Annotated in this window: 10 protein-coding genes; 3 read left to right on the top strand and 7 right to left on the bottom strand. The window is 58.6% G+C overall.

What is annotated here, in order from left to right:
* The first annotated feature begins 164 nt into the window (after window positions 1-164).
* The 3 genes from MOP44_RS01320 to MOP44_RS01310 are packed head-to-tail and all read left to right on the top strand — an operon-like array spanning window position 165 to window position 4154.
* Window positions 165-1151: an amidohydrolase family protein gene (locus MOP44_RS01320; RefSeq protein ID WP_260794092.1), complete on the top strand. Its 987-nt coding sequence runs from the start codon at window positions 165-167 to the stop codon at window positions 1149-1151.
* Between the two features lie 56 nt (window positions 1152-1207).
* Window positions 1208-2701, top strand: a complete 1494-nt coding sequence (locus MOP44_RS01315; protein WP_260794091.1) for a GH39 family glycosyl hydrolase — start codon at window positions 1208-1210, stop codon at window positions 2699-2701.
* 25 nt (window positions 2702-2726) lie between these two features.
* Window positions 2727-4154, top strand: coding sequence for an L-arabinose isomerase family protein (locus MOP44_RS01310; RefSeq protein WP_260794090.1), 1428 nt, complete (start codon window positions 2727-2729; stop codon window positions 4152-4154).
* Between the two features lie 5 nt (window positions 4155-4159).
* Here MOP44_RS01310 and MOP44_RS01305 read toward each other — a convergent pair whose 3' ends face one another.
* The 7 genes from MOP44_RS01305 to MOP44_RS01275 form a co-directional block, all read right to left on the bottom strand.
* On the bottom strand, window positions 4160-4480 hold the full coding sequence (locus tag MOP44_RS01305) for an L-rhamnose mutarotase (RefSeq protein ID WP_260794089.1): 321 nt from the start codon (window positions 4478-4480) through the stop codon (window positions 4160-4162).
* A 13-nt stretch (window positions 4481-4493) separates the two neighbouring features.
* Entirely contained in the window at window positions 4494-5699 is a 1206-nt protein-coding gene (locus MOP44_RS01300) for a tetratricopeptide repeat protein (RefSeq protein ID WP_260794088.1), read from the bottom strand.
* Window positions 5700-5889: 190 nt separating this feature from the next.
* Window positions 5890-6228 carry a PadR family transcriptional regulator gene (locus MOP44_RS01295; RefSeq protein WP_260794087.1) on the bottom strand — a complete coding sequence of 113 codons (339 nt, stop codon included), beginning with the start codon at window positions 6226-6228 and terminating at the stop codon, window positions 5890-5892.
* Window positions 6229-6248: 20 nt separating this feature from the next.
* Window positions 6249-7400 carry an efflux RND transporter periplasmic adaptor subunit gene (locus MOP44_RS01290; protein ID WP_260794086.1) on the bottom strand — a complete coding sequence of 384 codons (1152 nt, stop codon included), beginning with the start codon at window positions 7398-7400 and terminating at the stop codon, window positions 6249-6251.
* The gene (locus MOP44_RS01285; protein WP_260794085.1) at window positions 7397-10567 is read right to left on the bottom strand and encodes an efflux RND transporter permease subunit; all 3171 of its coding nucleotides are present in this window, start codon (window positions 10565-10567) and stop codon (window positions 7397-7399) included. The genes MOP44_RS01290 and MOP44_RS01285 overlap by 4 nt, the downstream gene beginning before the upstream one ends.
* A 25-nt stretch (window positions 10568-10592) precedes the next feature.
* Window positions 10593-12017 (bottom strand): TolC family protein, encoded by a 1425-nt coding sequence (locus MOP44_RS01280; protein ID WP_260794084.1) that lies wholly within the window; start codon window positions 12015-12017, stop codon window positions 10593-10595.
* 357 nt (window positions 12018-12374) lie between these two features.
* Window positions 12375-17090 carry a choice-of-anchor D domain-containing protein gene (locus MOP44_RS01275; RefSeq protein WP_260794083.1) on the bottom strand — a complete coding sequence of 1572 codons (4716 nt, stop codon included), beginning with the start codon at window positions 17088-17090 and terminating at the stop codon, window positions 12375-12377.
* Between the last annotated feature and the right edge of the window lie 355 nt (window positions 17091-17445).

Below are 17445 nucleotides of genomic sequence, written 5' to 3'. Positions count from 1 at the left end.
TACTTTGGCCGACAGTCCAATACATAAATGATTTATATTGACATCTTTCCGCCTTCATCCTTATAGTGCGTTGCGATGATGGCAGCAGGAGGAGCGGAGGTCTTCCATCCCGTTCCCGCGTGAATCTCCGTGCGCTAGTCCTGGACTCGCGCCGATGCGACGACATGAATCGCCGAATCTTCCTCCAATCCGCCAGCCTCGCTGCGTTCGCTCTTCCGCGCGTTACGGCTCAGGCTCCGGGATCACCTGTTATAGACACGCACATCCACTTGTTTGATCCGGGCCGCCCTGGCGGCATCCCCTGGCCCGACAGATCGGATAAAAAGCTCTACCAGCCTGCCTTACCGGACCGCTATGCGCGTCTTGCCGGACCGCACGGCGTCGCCGGCGCAATCGCAATCGAGTGCAGCCCATGGCTGATCGATAACTTCTGGTTGCAGGAGGTCGTCGAAAGCAATCCGCTTGTGGTGGGCTTCATCGGAGACCTGGACCCCGCCACGCCAGATTTCGCGGCCACCCTTGACCAGCTCCACCGCTCGCACCTGTTCCTGGGGATTCGTTACGGCAATCTCTGGAATCGAGATCCAGTTGCTGCGGCCCACAACCCGCAATTCATCGCCGGCCTCAAACTGCTCGCCGAGGCCGGTCTGGTGCTCGACACTGCGAACCCCAATCCTGCATTGATCTCCGCTATGTTGGAGATATCGAATCGCGTACCAAATCTCCGCGTAGTTATCGATCACCTGCCGAACCTGGATATTCCTAGCGAAGGACCTGACCGTCGCGAGTACGAATCAACGCTTCGCGAACTAGCTCAACGCCCTCGCATTTTTGTGAAGGGTTCCCAGATAGTGCGCACGTTCGACGGTCGCGTATCCTTCGATGTCAGCCGTTACAAGGAGCACCTCGATCAGCTTTGGTCGCTTTTCGGGGAGGACCGCATGCTCTTTGGCAGCGACTGGCCAAACAGCGATCAACTCGCCGATTATGACCACACCTTTGGCGTGGCGCAGCGCTACATCGCAACCCGCAGCACCCAGGCGCAGGAAAAGTATTTCTCGAAGAACTCCTGTGCGGCTTATCAGTGGCGGGCGCGCACGTCTGCGCAAACCGACCTGACGCGAATGTCCAGCCAGACAATCAACCATTGAACAGGATGGAGGCGCATGTGCCCGGACCAGCTTTTAGCTCCTTGAGAACAGCAGGGATGTTCTCGTCGATTCTCCTTGCGGTGTTATCAGTGCTGCCCGCAGCGGCACAGGAGTCGAAACCTGTTCTTGAGATCAACTGGAACAAGACCATCCTCGTATCCAGGTCAACTCCTACGCTGCAGGTGGTCACAAATCCCATGCTCAATCCCGGCGCCCCGATACACGATGGGTCCTTCGCTGCACTAAAGGAGCTTGGTGCGGATTATGTTCGCTACGTGCCGTGGCTTCCCTACCCTAAGATCGCAGTCGCGGAACTTGAGCCTCCCACGAAAGAGAAAACATCGTGGGACTTCACCCACATCGATCCGGTCACCAAGGATTTTCTCGCCGCCACGAACGGCCATTCGACCATCATCAACTTCAGCACGATCCCTGCGTGGATGTTCAAGACAGATCAGCCGGTCAAGTATCCAGACGATCCCAATCAAGTCTTCTGGGACTACACCAAAGGCACGGAACTGCGTGATCCCACCGGCAAAGAATTGGGCGACTACTACGGACGCCTCGTGAGCTGGTTCACGAAGGGAGGTTTCACCGACGAAAACGGCAAGCGCCACGAATCCGGCTATCACTACGGATTTCCTTATTGGGAGGTGCTGAATGAAGTCGATTTCGAACACAACACCACGCCCGAGGATTACACAAAGCGCTACGACGCTATCGTTGAAGGCATTCGCAAGGTAAGCCCCGAAACGAAGTTCATGGGCCTGGCGCTCGCTGCGCCTGGGTCGAATCCGAAGTACTTCGAGTACTTCCTCAATCCGAAGAACCACAAGCCGGGCATCCCACTCGATTACATCTCGTTCCACTTCTATGCCTCGCCCGCTCTCGACGAGAGCCTCGACGGCTGGCAGCACACGTTCTTCAACCAGGCAGCCGGATTCATTACACTGACCCGCTATGTTATCGCCATCCGCGATCGCCTCTCGCCCTATACAAAAATCGACACGGACGAACTAGGCGTTATTCTTCCCACCGATGACTTCGAGATCCGTGCATCGAAAGCTCTCCCCGATCACATTCCGCACCGCTACTGGAATGCGGCGGCAGCTCTGTATGGACATCTCTTCATCGAGCTCTCAAGGCTCGGCGTTGACGTTATCGGCGAGTCGCAACTCGTCGGCTATCCATCTCAGTTCCCGAGCGTTTCAATGATGAACTACAACACCGGCAAGCCGAACGCTCGCTATTGGGTGCTGAAGATGATCAAAGACAACTTCCATCCTGGAGATAAGCTGGTGGAAACGGGAGGCAAGGCTCAGCCCTCCGACGTCTCTATCCAGGGATTCAACACTCCCCAGGGACGAAAAGTCCTTCTCGTCAACCGCACCAATGCAGAGAAGACCATCAAGGTTGCTGCCGAACTACAGAATGCGTCGACGCTGACCGTCGATGAAGAATCAGGAGACGAACCTCCGCGGGTTGGAACCGTGAATGGAGATGAGCTCAAACTCGCGCCATTCGCCGTCTCAATCCTGAGCCTCAAGTGATTCCATCTCGCGAACGGAGAGCCCGATGAATGACACTTCTCTGCGTGTTGCGCTCTGCGGCATAGGGCTCGATGCGTACTGGCCACAGTTCGTCGGCCTGCGCGACCGCCTTGAAGGTTGCGTACGCATAGTAGCGGACAAGGTCAGTGGATTCGGGGCCGTCGTCGAGAACCTCGGGCTCATTGACAGTCCTCAGCGAGGCCGCGAAGCCGGCCGCATTTGCCGTACTGCCGATGTGGACCTCCTGATCATCTATGTCACCACCTACGCGCTCTCCACGACAGTGCTGCCCCTGGTTCAGCGAGCGCAGGTACCCGTCCTGGTCCTGAACCTTCAGCCCGCCGATGCCATCGATTACGAATCTTTCAATCGATTGCCCGATCGCACCGCGATGACTGCCGAGTGGCTCGCCTTCTGTTCTGCCTGTCCCGTGCCCGAAATCGCGAACGTATTCCGGCGCGCCGGCATCCCGTTTCATCAGATCACGGGCGTCCTGGGCGATGAATCCGTAGAAGCCGAGATTGGCGAGTGGATCGATGCGGCCCGCGTAAGGCAGGTACTCCAGAACAATCGTCTAGGACTGATGGGCCACTATTACAGCGGCATGCTCGATATCCAGACAGATCTCACGCAGGTCGCTATCACTTTCGGAACCCACATTGAACACATTGAAGTCGATCAGCTGAGTGCGATATGCAAAGCCGTTAACGATGCGGAGATCAGCCAACGCATCAGCCAATTTCATAGCCATTTCGAGGTGCAGCCGGACTGCTCTGCGGAAGAACTCGCTCGCGCCGCGCGCACATCCGTTGCTCTTGATCGCTTCGTCGCCGAACACGACCTGCAGTCTCTCGCGTATTACTACAAGGGCACGGGCATTCCGGCGAACGAAGACACCATGAGCTCGATCATTGTCGGCACCTCGCTTCTCACCGCGCGCGGAATTCCGGTGGCGGGAGAGTATGAGGTCAAGAATGCGCTTGCGATGAAAATCATGGGTAGCTTCGGCGCGGGCGGTTCCTTCACCGAGTACTACGCACTCGATCTAAAAGCCGATCATGTGCTCATGGGCCACGATGGCCCCGGCCACATCGCGATTGCTGAAGGCGGAATCAAAGTCCGCCCGTTGTCTGTCTACCACGGTAAAGTTGGAAAGGGCTTGGGCGTGGAGATGTCAGTGAAGCACGGCCCGGTCACTTTGCTTTCCATAGTCGAAGATCCCGCACGCGGATTCAAACTGCTTGCCGCCCATGGCGAGAGCGTTCCCGGCGAAATCCTCCGCATCGGCAACACCAACAGTCACTACCGCTTTCCGCTCGGTGCGCGTGGCTTCGTTGAAGCCTGGAATGCTCACGGTCCTGCACATCACTGCGCGGTTGGCGTTGGCCACATCGCCGGAAAGCTGAACAAGCTGGCCAGCCTGCTGCAGATTCCCTTTGTGCAGGTGTGCTGAAGCGTTCACGGCAAATAGAACACTTCCTGCATCATCGGAAACCGCTCGTCTGGCCGAGTTTCCTGCTGCGGTGCAAAGTATTCCGCCATCGCGTTTTGCCAGCGCGCGTTTACTTCCGCCTCACTAATGCGTTTCCACGCGGCCTCAAAATCGCCTTCAATTCGCATGGTCAGCACCAACAGTTCGTCGCGCCGAAAGATCGAATAATCGGAGATTCCCGCGTCCTTGAGTACCGTCAACAACTCGGGCCACACTGCAGTGTGCGCCTTATCGTAATCTGGCCCGGTCCCCGGCTTCAGTCGAAGAAGAAATGCGTAGCGTGACAAACTGTCCTCCTGTCTATGGCTGCTGTTGCGGATCAGAACGCAGCTCTTGCGCCGTTACGCTGTCGAGAGCCGGCGGTTTATGCGCAGCGCTGCTCGAGTCATGAAGCTTGCGAAACGTCTGCATGGCCATCTGCGCACCTTCGCGATTCCCGGCGCCGCGTTCCGCCTGCGCGAGCCGGTACCACGCTACTTCGTCAGAGGGATCCAGTTTGGTCGCCTGCTTCAACGGCTGCACAGCCTGTGCCGAATTCTGCGCCTGCAGGTACACGCCGCCGAGACCCACGAGAGCCTGTTCAAAATCGGGGAAGCGCTGCACAACCTGCTCGAATCGCGTCTTCGCTTCCTCAAGTTTGTTATCATCCGCCGCCATCTGGGCTAGTTCGTAAGCCGCATTTCCATTATTCGGATCAATCTCAAGCTCCGCATTGAACTCCCGTTCGGCTTGCTCGCGATCCTCAGGACGGCGCGCTTCGTTATACCGCCGCAAATAAACCCGCCCGATCCTGTAATGCATCCCCGGACGTCGCGGATCTATCTTCAGCACGTGATTGAATGCGATGATCGCCGATTCCGGATCTTTGTTGGCTTCGTTCGCTTCGCCCTGCGCCTGGAGCATCCAGATCGAATTCGGGGCAGAGTCGTGCAACTTCTCCATCACCACGTACGCCTGGTTACCATAAACGCGGCCCGTGTGATAAAGCACCTCGGGGTCGTCGGGATACAGTTTGTTCAGTTGCAGCGCGGTTTCCACCGTCTCGGAGTCGCGCCCCAATCGGTCGTACGCCCGCAACAATTGCAGCCCACACATTCGCCGCACGTCAGGTTCCTTTGATTGCCTGAACCACTTCTCCAGGTGAGGCAGGGCTTCCCTGAAATCGCCCATTTCAGAAAGGGACAACCCGAGCAGGCTATCGAGCCTTGGCAGGCCAGGCTTCTGCTTCTGCGCCGTGCGAATCTCCTGCACCGCGGACGCATACGCCCTCTGCTTAAAGTAGACCGCCGCGAGCATCGCATGCAGCTCCGCAATATTTGGATTCAGCTTCAGCGCCTGCTCCAGGTTCTCCCGCGCTTCATCGTACTTCCCGGATGCCAGAGCTCTCTGTCCGGCCTGCGCGTACTGCTGCATCTGCTCCTCATTTGGAGCTTGCGCCAATGCCGCGCCTGTGCCTGCATACAGAAGCGAAATCGCCAGTGCTGCTGCCAATGCGTGAGACTTCATCGCGAGAGTGTATCTCCGTTCGTGCTCATCGAAACGTGCCTACAGGGAATCTGCCGGCAATTCATACCAATAGACAAACTGTTTACCACATTGCCTCATCCATTGGAAACCCAATCCCGCCTTTCGTTCTTCACACGATTTATGCGCCACGTGTAATTGGTCGGAGCGCTGTGCTGGCGAGACCGCGCTCTTACGTGTGCGCTTCCCCATCACTTTTCGCGACCTCGTGGACCAGCTCTTCGACCCGGGCAATCGCCTCGGTCAATGCGGCTTTGCCAGCGTGAGTGGCAACGTAGGATTTTCTTCTTCTCCCCGCGACCACGACAAGCTGGGCTCTCAACCAGCCGCGCCGCTCCATGCTGTGCAGCAGCGGATAGATGGTTCCTGGCCCAAGCCGATAGCCGTGCCGGCCAAGTTCTTCGATCATGCCTTGGCCGAAAACCGACTCCTTCGCGGCATGATGCAGGACGTGCAGGCGGACGAGGCCGATGTAGAGATCCTGGTATTTGGCGCTGCTCCGCTTTGCCATCGGGAGTTCCTCTTCTGCGCTCAGGATTGCTTCGCCATGCGAACCGTGACGTTCTGACCGTTGCGGATGGAATCGGAGGCAATTCGGACTATCTGGTCGCCGGCATGCAGATCTCCAAAGACTTCTGTCTCGCCATTGGCAGATTGCCCGGTTTGCACATTAACCCACTCCGCCTTGTTGTCGCGGACGCGGATCACGAACGTGTGCTGTTGGTCTCCGGTGACGGCTGTTGCTGGGACGAACAGCGTGGCGGCATGGCGCCGAACAGGCCACGAGACAGTCACAAAGCTTCCGGGAGCGAGCTTGCCGTCGCTGTTCCGCACGTCGAGTTCGACATGCATCGTCCGCGTATTCACATCCACATCGTGAGCGATCCGAGCAATCGGCGCGTGGAAGACTTCGCCCGGATAAGCAGGCACTGTGAAGCTAACCGGCTCCTGCTGTTTGATCTCCCCCACTTCTGCTTCGGGAATGGGAACAACCACGCGAAGACGGTCGGTGTCGACGATGCGCACGATCGGCTGCGAACCGGCCTGACCCGAGGCCGGCCCGGTGAGCGCTCCGGGATGTAGATTGCGAATGGTCACAACGCCGCTGAAAGGCGCTTTGATCGTGAGATACGACTCGAGTTGTGAGACGCTGCGAAGCGCATCTTTTGCCGCGCCCAAATTATGTTCACCGGCGGAGACGGTCCCCTTATCGGCGGCAACGGTCTGCTCCGCAACCATCACGTCGTTCTGCGCGACGACGCCGGGGGTCTCCGCTGCCGACGAAAGGTGCAGATACGTTCCCTGATCAGAGGCGAGCTTTGCCTGCGCAGTAGCTAGTTGCGATTCAGCCGCGTGTACCGCCGCTTCAGCCTGTGAGCGTTGCGCCACAAGTTCCGGCGCAGACAAGCGCATCAGTTCCTCGCCCTGAGTCACGCGCGAGCCCACATCCACGCGAATGGAGTCGAGAAAGCCGGTCACCTTGGGATAGATGTCGACAGACTCATACGGCAGAAGCTGTGCGGGCAAACTGACTTTCAGGTCGAGCTGGCGCGATGTGACGGGAACGGTTTCGACATCAGGCGCAGCCGTAGCCTGCGCGGGTTTCGCCTTGTTCGTATTTCCCGTTTCGCAGCCGCTCAGGGCAGCAAGCAGAAGCGCTGAGGCAATAAGGCAGATTCTCATCGCAAGGGCTCCGAGGCAGGAGAGTAGTAGCGGCTATCGGGATCTTCGGGATCGAGCGAACCGGATTCAGTGGAAGCCTTACTTTGGACGATTCCGAAGATGGTGGGAAGCAGAAACAAGGTCGCCAGCGTGGCTGCGGCCAGCCCGCCTATGACTGCACGGCCGAGCGGCGCGGTCTCTTCCGCTCCTTGGCCGATGGCAAGAGCCATGGGGATCATGCCCGCGATCATGGCGAGGCTCGTCATGAGAACGGGGCGCAATCGCTCCGCGGCGGCCTCGCGAGCGGCCTTATGTGGTTCGACTCCGGCGCGGCGATTCTTTTCCGCAAATGTGACGAGCAGGATTGCATTGGCAACAGCAACACCGATGGCCATGATGGTTCCCATGAAGCTCTCAAGGTTGAGTGACGTGCCTGTCACCAGCAGCATCAGCGCCACGCCAACCAGCACCGCGGGAGCAGTAGACACGACCACAAGCGAAAGACGAACGGATTGAAAGTTCGCAGAGAGAAGAAGCAGGATCACGAGTACGGCAGCGCTGAGGCCAATCAGGAGTTCGCCAAAGATCTGTCGCAGCGCGCTGATCTGCCCGCGCACTGAGGTGGTTACGCCGCGTGGTGGATCGCCCGCGTCTCGAATCGCCCGGTCCACATCATTTGCAACAGTCCCAAGGTTATTTCCCGCTGGATTGGCGCTGATGATCAGCATCCATTGGCCGTTTTGACGATCGAGTTCGCCGGGTACGCTGGTGGACCGAATCGACGCCACCTGGCTGAGCAGTGGCTGAGCGCCAGTCGTGCTGGAAACCGGGATGTTCGCCACGTCAGCCATCGAGGTCATCTGGGCCTGCGGGACAGTTACTTCGACTTGGTAGCTGACCCCGGATTTCGGGTCGCGCCAGTAGTTCGGAGCGACAAATCTGCTGGACGCAGTAGCAGACCCGACCGCTGTGCCAACGTCAGTCGCGGTCGCGCCCAACTGCCCTGCCAGAATGCGGTTGATGCGCACATCGATCGCCGGGTAGTGCTGCGGCTCCTCGAACTCCACATCACGCAAAGAGCCGACTTTGAGAAGCTGCTGGCGGACTCGCTCCGCGTACGCTTGCACATCCCCGTACTGCGGCCCAGTGATTGCGACCTCCGCGAGAGAGGGAGAACCGAAGTTCAGAATCTGGCTGACCAAGTCACCCGGATCAAACGAGAAATGCAGGGCAGGGAAGTCGCGCGCGAACCGGCTTCTTAGACGCTCCTCAAAATCGCGAAGTGAGATCCCACTTCCTAGCTTCAGGGCGACATTGATGACGGCCTGTTGCGGGCCGCTCGTCCAAAGGAAGACTGTGTTGATTGGGTAAGATGCCCCCTGAGTTCCGACGTAGCCAAGGCTGAGGTCGAGGTTGCCCGCTCCGGCTTCGTCATTGATGGAGGCTAGCACGCGCCGAACGAGATCTTCAGTTACGGCGACGCGCGTTCCATCAGGAGCGTCGATGCGCAACCTGAATTGTGTGGAAGCCGATGAGGGAAAGATCTCGCGCGGAATATGCGTCGCGACGAGCGCGAACACGATGGCGGCAACAACCGCGTATCCGGTGAGCAGCAAGGCCGGATACCGCATCGCGCGCTCGAGAGCTCCATGGTAGCGGCGGCGGAAGCGCGCGAATCGGCCTTCTTGTTGCGCATGTTCCTGCCGTTGTTCCTTGTCGGGCAGGAGCCAGTTCGCCATCACCGGAACGAGAGTGCTCGATAAAAGGTAAGAAGCGCCCATGGCGAAGCCGACCGCCAGCGACAGCGGCAGAAACAGAGAGTGCGCCGGTCCAGTCATGAAGAAAGACGGGAGAAAGACGGCCATCACGCTCAACATCGCGAGCAGACGAGGAGTGGCAACTTCGCGGCTCGCCAAAAAGACGGCGCGTGCAGTCGTCTCTCCCTGTTCAACGTGCACGTGAATGTTCTCAAGCAGGACGGTCGCTTCATCAACCAGCACGCCGACCGCTAGAGCGAGTCCGCCCAGTGTCATGATGTTGATGGTCTGACCGGTGAGTCTGAGCGCCACCACGGCGCCCAGCAGCGCGAATGGAATCGTGATGACCACTATCAGCGACGAACGCCAATCGCGTAGGAACAGCAGGACCATCAGCCCCGTCAATGCCGCGCCGATCAATCCCTCCCGGAGAACAGCGTTCAGCGCGGAGCGTACATATTGCGATTGATCGAACTCGTAGTTGACATTGATGTCGCTAGGCAGCAGCGACTGGAACCGGCTGAGACTCTGCCGCACTTCGTTGACCACCGAGATGGTCGAGGCATCGGGTCGCTTTGTAACTGGAATGTAGATGGTGCGCTTCCCGTTCAGGAGAGCGTAACCGGCCAGAATGTCTGATGTATCAGAGACGCTGGCAACGTCCCGCATATAGACGCCAGCGCCGGCGCCTGTCTTGAGCGGAATGTTCAACAGGTCCTGATAATCGACGACTGTCGAATCCGTTGAAACAAGGGTGTTCGTTGTGCCGATATCCGCATTGCCCGCGGGCTGAATGCTGTTGCCCGCGGTAAGAGCTTGCACCAGCGACTGCGGCGAGAGTCCGTAGGCGTGGAGTTTGTCAGGTTTGACGTTGAGGATGATCGTGCGCTGATTTGCACCGAATGGCGGCGGCGAAGAGACACCTGGTAGCGTGGCGAAGACCGGCCGCACGCGATTCAGCGCGAGGTCCTGAATCTCAGAGAGCGTGCGCGATGGACTGGAGAAGACAAGATATCCGACAGGAAGCGTGCCGGCGTCGAATCGAATGACGAAGGGCGAGACTGTCCCAGGCGGCATGAATGCATGGGCGCGGTTCACGTAAGAAATCGTCTGCGCCAACGCTTCACTCATGTCTGTGCCTGGATGAAAATTCAGCCGCAGCAGCGCCGTCCCTTGAATCGATTTCGCTTCAACACTCTCGATTCCATTGATGTAGAGGAAGTGGTACTCGTAGTAGTAGGAGATGAAGCCCTCCATCTGCTGCGGGCTCATTCCTCCGTAGGGTTGCGCCACATAAATCGTTGGCAGATCGAGTGACGGCAGGATATCGATCCGCGTGCGCATCAGCGCGACGATCGAAGACAACGCGAGCGCAACAACCAGAACGAGAACCGTGATCGGCCTGCGAAGTGCTGCGCGAATCAGACCCATTCGACTTTGCTCCTCATCTGCGAGTTCACGGTTTCCTCTGCAGCAGTTGCAGGAAAGGGTTGAGATCTCCCTCCTCCTCTGCGACCCCGGCCAATCCGCGCCAGACATTCAACCTGGCAACAGCATCGTCGCCTTCGGCCTGCGCGAGCGCCGACTCGGCGGCTGAGACCTCTATCACCGTTGCCAGCCCGGCCTGATAGCGCGCCTGCTGTTGCCGCTCGCTCTGGCGTGCCGCATCAAGTTCTACGGGAGTATTCTGTGCTACCGCTCTCGCTCCCGCGAGCAATGCGCGAGCTTCCTTCAGCTGCGCCGAAACGTCGCTCATCACGCGCGTTCGATTCGCTTCGGCTGCGCTGAGCTGAGCTTGTTGTGCTTTCTGCTGCGGATGCAGCGTGAAGATCTGGAATGCGGGGAACGTTACCTGTGCGGCAGCGAGCCAGTTGTACGTCTGCGGCGCGAGCCCAGCCGTTCCGCCTTGAAACACTGGAACAGGCGCGCTTGTCAGGCCGGCGCCAAGTCCGGAAACGGATCCATACAGTGAGAACGAGGGCACCCACGAGCGATTCAACAGATGAAGCTGCTCTTTCGCCTGATCGCGAATTGCGGTCTGTTGCTCAACCAGCGGGTTAGCCTCGACTGAACCGCTTTGATCGGATGAGGCAGGCACATCTCCCATTACAGCCGCGTCGTCGATTTGTATCTGATCGGACGAAATCTGCAAGAGGTTTGCCAGAGTCTCCAGCCGGACCTTCTCCTGCGTCTGCGCTTGAATGAGCAGTGTCCGCGCTTGTGCCAGTTGAGCATCGGCCTGCGATGCATCTGCGCCGGGACGGAGAGTGTTGTCGACAAGTACGTGAATTGAACGGGAGAAGGCCTCCATGCGCTGCACGTTTGCCTGCTGCACCTTGTCGAGCTGTCGCGCGGCAACGAGGTCAAAGAAAGCACCCGCGGCCGCGGACTCAACATCGAGTTTCGTCAGATCCGCCGCATGCCTGGCCGACTCGTAGCCGAAACGCGCCACACCAACTTGTGCGTGCCGCACACCGAAGTCGAAGGGCTGCCAGGAAAAGAGAACGCCGGTGAGCGTATTCCACTGGCTTTGATCCGTGGTTGCGCGCGCAGGCTCCGTCGGGATCGGCACAATGCCCTGGCCAAGCGGTGTGAGATTCGCTTTGTTCGTGGTCGCGCGGTTTAGCTGCCAGAGCATGTCGGCACGCGGAAGATAAGCGGCCTGCGCGACACCGATGGCGTTCCTCGCCGCTTCCTTTTGCGCCTCCGCTGCGCGTATCGCCGGGTACCTGTCCGCTGCCTGCTGCACTGCGGCCTGCAGTGTTAATGGCTCATGAATTGTCTGCTGGCTCGGTGTGGCGTCCTGGGCGCTGACCGCCAGCGGCAAAGACACGATGGAAAGCGCAAGTGCGATTTGCGTCCTTCGTACCGCAGTTTTCACGTAGGAATCCTTCGGAGGTAGTTAAGGGTGAACTACCATCGAAGTTCGATGCTTGCACTACAGGACGCTGCATGTCAATGCAATGCCCATCCTTCGGAATGGCCATCAGTCCACGCGACTCGCCAAAGCGGAGCATCGGAACCGAAGAGGTCTGCGCGTCATTCGAATAGCACGCCGCTCAAATGGTTCTTCGCAAACGGGCTTATCGCAAGCGCCCGGTTGAAATCATCGATAAGTGCTGGACCGCCAGTGAGTCTTCGAGCGCGGGTGAGGATGAAGTTCGTCCTCACCCGCATGCAAGTGCTCGTCTCTGGAAACAGAGGTCAGCGACTCCGCCCGTCGGCCGCGACGCCGTACCTAGTTCACCTGCAGCGTGACTGGGATCGTATGCACCAAGGTCGAGGAGGTTCCTTTGATGTTGATGGTGTACGTTCCAGGGGGCGTGCCTGTAGATCCGCTCGTGGTGGAAAGTGTCAGGGCGGAGCTTGCCGATGTCGTCCCCGGTGACGCAGATGTTGGCGAGAAGGTACATTTGGCACCCTTGGGCAGTCCCGAGCACGAGAAGGCGGCGGACCACGTGAAATTGCCTCCCAGCGCAGTTACGGTAACCGTGTAACTCGCTTTGCCTCCCGCCGCTACGGCTGCGCTTGTGGGCGAAGCCGAGATTGTAAAGTCCGCTCCGGTACCGGTCAGAGACGCAGTTTGAGTGCTACCGCTAACCGAATCATCGGTCACCGCTAGCGTCCCGGTGCGGGTCCCCGTCGCGGTGGGCGAGAACGTAATGCTCACTGTGCAACTGGTGCCCGCCGCCAGGGTAGACGTGCACGTGGTTGTTTTCGCGAAATCGCCTGTGACAGCAATGCTGGCGATGTTCAGTGTGGAATTGCCCTTGTTGCTGAGAGTGACGCTCTTCGCGGCGCTGGTTGTCGTCAGCCTCAGAGTAGCGAACGTGAGCGCGGTGGTCGAGAGCGACGCGACTGGTCCGATTCCCGTGCCCGAGAGCGCGACGGTAGGTGCTGTACCTTGCGCATTAGTGCTCACCGTTACGGTGGCAGTGCGGGTGCCACGAGCGGTTGGAGTAAACGTGACGCCGACGGTGCAGGTAGCGCCGGCCGCCAGTGTATTAGTTCCGCTGGGGCAGTTGTTGCCAAGAGCGTAGTCCCCGGCAGCGGTCCCACTCAGCGTAATACTGCTTATGCTCAGTGCGGCCGTTCCGCTACTCTTCACTGTGATGATCTGCGCGGCACTGCTTGTACCCACAATCTGGCTGCTGAAGGCGAGCGTGGTGGGAGTGACCGTCACCCCTGCGGATTGGGAAGCGCCTGATCCGCTCAGCGCCACGTTCTGGGTGCCCGACGGGTCGTTATCGGTAATGACCAGCGTTGCGCTGCGAGCACCGGTAGCAGTTGGCGTGAAGGTGACATTTACCGTGCAGGAGGCGCCGATCGCCAGCGTATTGGTACCGCTGGGACAGTTGTTGGTCTGAGCAAAGTCACCGGCGTTCGTCCCACCCAGCCCGATGCTGCTAATGCTCAGCGGAGCCGTTCCGCTGCTCTTGATCGTAACGGTCTTCGCCGCGCTGGTTGTACCTACAACCTGCCCGGCATAGCTGAGGCTGGTTGGGGTCACTGTCGCGCCCGGCGTCGGTGTAGTCCCCGTTCCGCTCAGCGATACATTCTGTACGCCGCTCGGGTCGTTATCTGTGATGGTGACGATGGCGCTGCGAGTGCCCGTTGCAGTCGGAGTGAAGGTGACGCTGATTGTGCACGAGGCGCCGACCGCCAGCGTATTGGCTCCGGTGGGGCAGTTACTGGCTTGCGCAAAGTCGTCGGGGTTGGTTCCCCCTAGCCCGATACTGCTGATGCTCAGCGCCGATGTTCCGCTGCTCTTGATCGTGATGACCTGCGCGGTACTGGTCATACCCACTGCCTGACTGGCGTAAGTCAGACTGGTTGGTGTGACCGTAGCCCCCGGAGTTGGCGGGGCCCCTGTTCCGCTCAACGGCACGTTCTGGCCGCCCGTCGGATCGTTATCGGTGATTGCAAGTGTGGCGCCGCGCGTTCCGGTAGTGCTTGGAGTGAACGTGACATTGATCGTGCAGGAAGCGCCGACGGCAAGCGTATTGGTCCCGCTGGGGCAGTTGTTCGTTTGAGCGAAGTCTCCAGGATTCGTTCCACCCAGCGCGATGTTGCTGATGCTCAGGGCAGCCGTTCCCTGATTGCTCAGCGTAACCGCCTGCGAGCTGCTGGTTGAATTCACCAGTTGATTGGCAAACACCACGCTCGCCGGGCTCACGTTCGCTGATGGCCCAGCATTCAGCGGGCCGTTGTAGAGATTGGACACTACCACGTCATCGAAGTAGAACGTGCCGGCAGACGTGGTATACAGCATCAGATTGACGAACGGATTGGCAGTGAGAAGATTGGCATTGACAGTGCCGATCAGAGCTCCATTGAGCCACGCCTGGCCTACTCCGGCAGTCGTCTGATTAACACCTAATTCCACGCAGTACCATTGGTTGGCAACGATGGAACTCTTAGCCGAGAACACGCTCTGCACGTTCCCCGTACTGTCCCAGAAGTAGAAGTCCAGGCCCTGGAAAGTGCTGTCGTAGTCTATCTCCCAACTACTGGACCCACTGGCAGCCGAACCTATCGCGAGAGGGGTCGTTTGTGGCAGACTCGCCAGCCGGAAGTAGAACCGCGTAAACGTCTGGCTGTGCGCAGCGGACATCGCGGTATAGATATAGCTGTACTTGCTGGTGGCATTTACGAAAGACGCAGCATAGGTGCCGTTGTTGACCACCTGTGTCTGGACCGTCCGCGTGCCGGTGCTGTCCCCGCTGGGCAGATTCCAAAGGTTGAAGTTCCCCGATTCAAAACCATCTTTGAAGTAGATGGTAGGCACAATCGCTGACCCAATCAGTGAGGCGTTCTGGGGACTATCTGCCGCGTTATCGGTCACCGTTAGACTCGCAGTGCGCGAACCGCCTGCAAGCGGCGAATAGGTCACGCTGATGGTGCACGAAGCATTCACGTCCAGCGAGTTGGTACCGCTCGGGCACGTATTCGTGGAACTGAAGTCGCCAGGGTTGGTGCCTGCGATGGCGATGCTGCTGATGTACAGCGGACCCGTGCCGACATTTGAGAGTGTTATGGTCTGCGGTGCGCTGGATGTGCCTACGTTCTGGCTTGCGAATGTGAGACTCGTGGGACTCAGGCTCACAATGGGTGCGGTCACCGCCTGGCCAGTGCCGCTGAGGGGCACACCCTGCGGGTTGTTCGCAGCGTTATCCGTGACCGTGATGGTTGCGCCTCTGGTTCCGGCCGCCGTTGGCGTGAATGTCGCGTTGATGGTGCACGATAAGCCGGAGGTCAGCGCGGCTGGGCAGTTGTTGGTCTGGGCGAAATCTCCCGGATCCGGGCCCGTCAGGCCGATGCTGGCGATGTTCAGCGTGCCCGTGCCCGAGTTCGTGAGCGTGATGGTCTGCGAGGCGCTTGTGCTGCCGACCTGAACGCCATTGAAATTCACCGTGCTTGGGCTGAAACTCACCTCGGCAACGCCGAGGATAAAGTTGTTCAGAATGTTGGCGGTCGTTCGCTGAATTCCAGCGTTCGCAAAGTTATTCGAGTTCAGGTTTGCCAACCCCCAACTCCACTGGATCGTTCCCGACGCGAACACAGTGGCCCCGCTGGGAGCGGTATATATTGTCGAATTGGCATTCGAATGAAGCCCCGATCCATCGACTACCGGCGATTGCGAAAGTATTGTCAGCCCTGCCGGGGTAAAGCCGTTGTTCCAGACCTTGTCGTACTCGTATCCCACGATGTTGGGAATCGACGTTCCATCAACAAAGCCGGAGCCGGCGTAAATCCAATTCGAGGAATTCTGAACGATGTAGTTTCCGCTTGCGGCGCTCTCGAACATGACGCCGATTAGGGCATTCTCGGGATCGTTGATAGCCGGATCGCGCCAGTTCGCGGTGAGAATCGAGTTATTTACTTGCCACTGCGGGTCCGGTCCCGGCGGCGTCGGAGACTGGGCGAAGTCCTTATAGCCAACCTGCACGCGGCCGGCAACGCCATTCGGGTTAGGCTCCAATCGAATCTGCCAATAGATCGAGTTCGCCGAGAAGAAACCGACATTGAGCCCCGACGCAACCGCGTTCTCCACGTTCGTGCGCATAGGACGCGACCAGTATTCGTCGTGTCCAACCGAAAGGAAGGCCCTGTGGTTCACTAGAGGGCTGCTGCCCAGGTCGAGATCCACATTCGTCGTGTACGCCACATCGTATCCCTGCTGTTCCAGCCAGAACACGAAGTACTGTTCGTACAACAGATAGTGCCCCGCACCGTTGCTGTCCAGAGGATTAAATGGTCGGTCGAAACTGACCTTAGTTGCATGCGGGTAGGAGTAGACGCTCTTACTGGTTTGATTGTCGTACAGGCTCGTGCCACCCCACGTGTTGTAAGCCTGATACGTTGTCACGCTGGTCTGGAAAAGAATGTCTTCATGGCCGCCGTCATCGCGTACGACGAAGAAGATGAAGCTGGAATGGTTGGCGGAGGTGGTAAGTTTGGCCAGATAGACCCCCGAAACCCATGTTGACGGCACTTGCAATGTCGTGGTCTTCGTCCAGTTTGTACACGCGACCATGCCCGTTACCGGATCTGGCGTCGGAATAGCCTGATGTAAGCCGGGGAAGCTGCCCAGCGATTGAACCAGACGTGCGCCGATGCCCTGATAGTAGCCGGTGCGAAAGACATTGATGGTAAAGCTCGGGTCCGTGGTGGTGACGTAGAAATCAATCGAACCACCCGCATTGACACTGATCGTAGACCCAAATCCTGAGATCAGATCCTGCGTCGCCACCGTGGAGAAGTCATTCCATCCCGGCGTGCCGGGTAGGCTGTTCTCTTGCTGGACACGATTCGTGGCATGGAGAGAGATAGCACCGATGAGTGCGGTAAAACACATCACGATGACGCGCAGAGCAAAGCCATGAATCCGCCGCGGTAGCCGAAGCGCGATTTGCGGTGATTCAACTCGAGGGGAAATTTCAAACACGAACATGTGCTCCTCCGAAGGCGCAGGTTGCCTTGAGAAACCCGCACAGCATTAGCGGTTTCTAGATAGTTCACTCACCGTTAGGGGGTCGGGGGGCCGAGTGCTTACAGGAGCTGATGCAGGCGCCGAATAGCGGCACTTGGAGGGAGTGGACCGGATAATACTGCCCGTTGCACTCTCGGTCAACGGCAATGATTCATCACGCACGGATAATGGATCTGTTTACTCCCATTCTCCTGAAGGAGGGTGCGCCTTTGAGTGCCTCGTCCTCCCGCTCTGAGATCGACATAGCTCTCCCGCTGTTATGCGCGCCGAACCTTGGCCGGGGGTCCTCGGGCTTCTCTTCCGGCGGTCCAAGAGC

This window comes from Occallatibacter riparius (assembly GCF_025264625.1).
Taxonomy (GTDB): Bacteria; Acidobacteriota; Terriglobia; order Terriglobales; family Acidobacteriaceae; genus Telmatobacter; species Telmatobacter riparius.
Note: the sequence above shows the minus strand (reverse complement) of the source record. Positions and strands in the feature narration are given on the sequence as shown.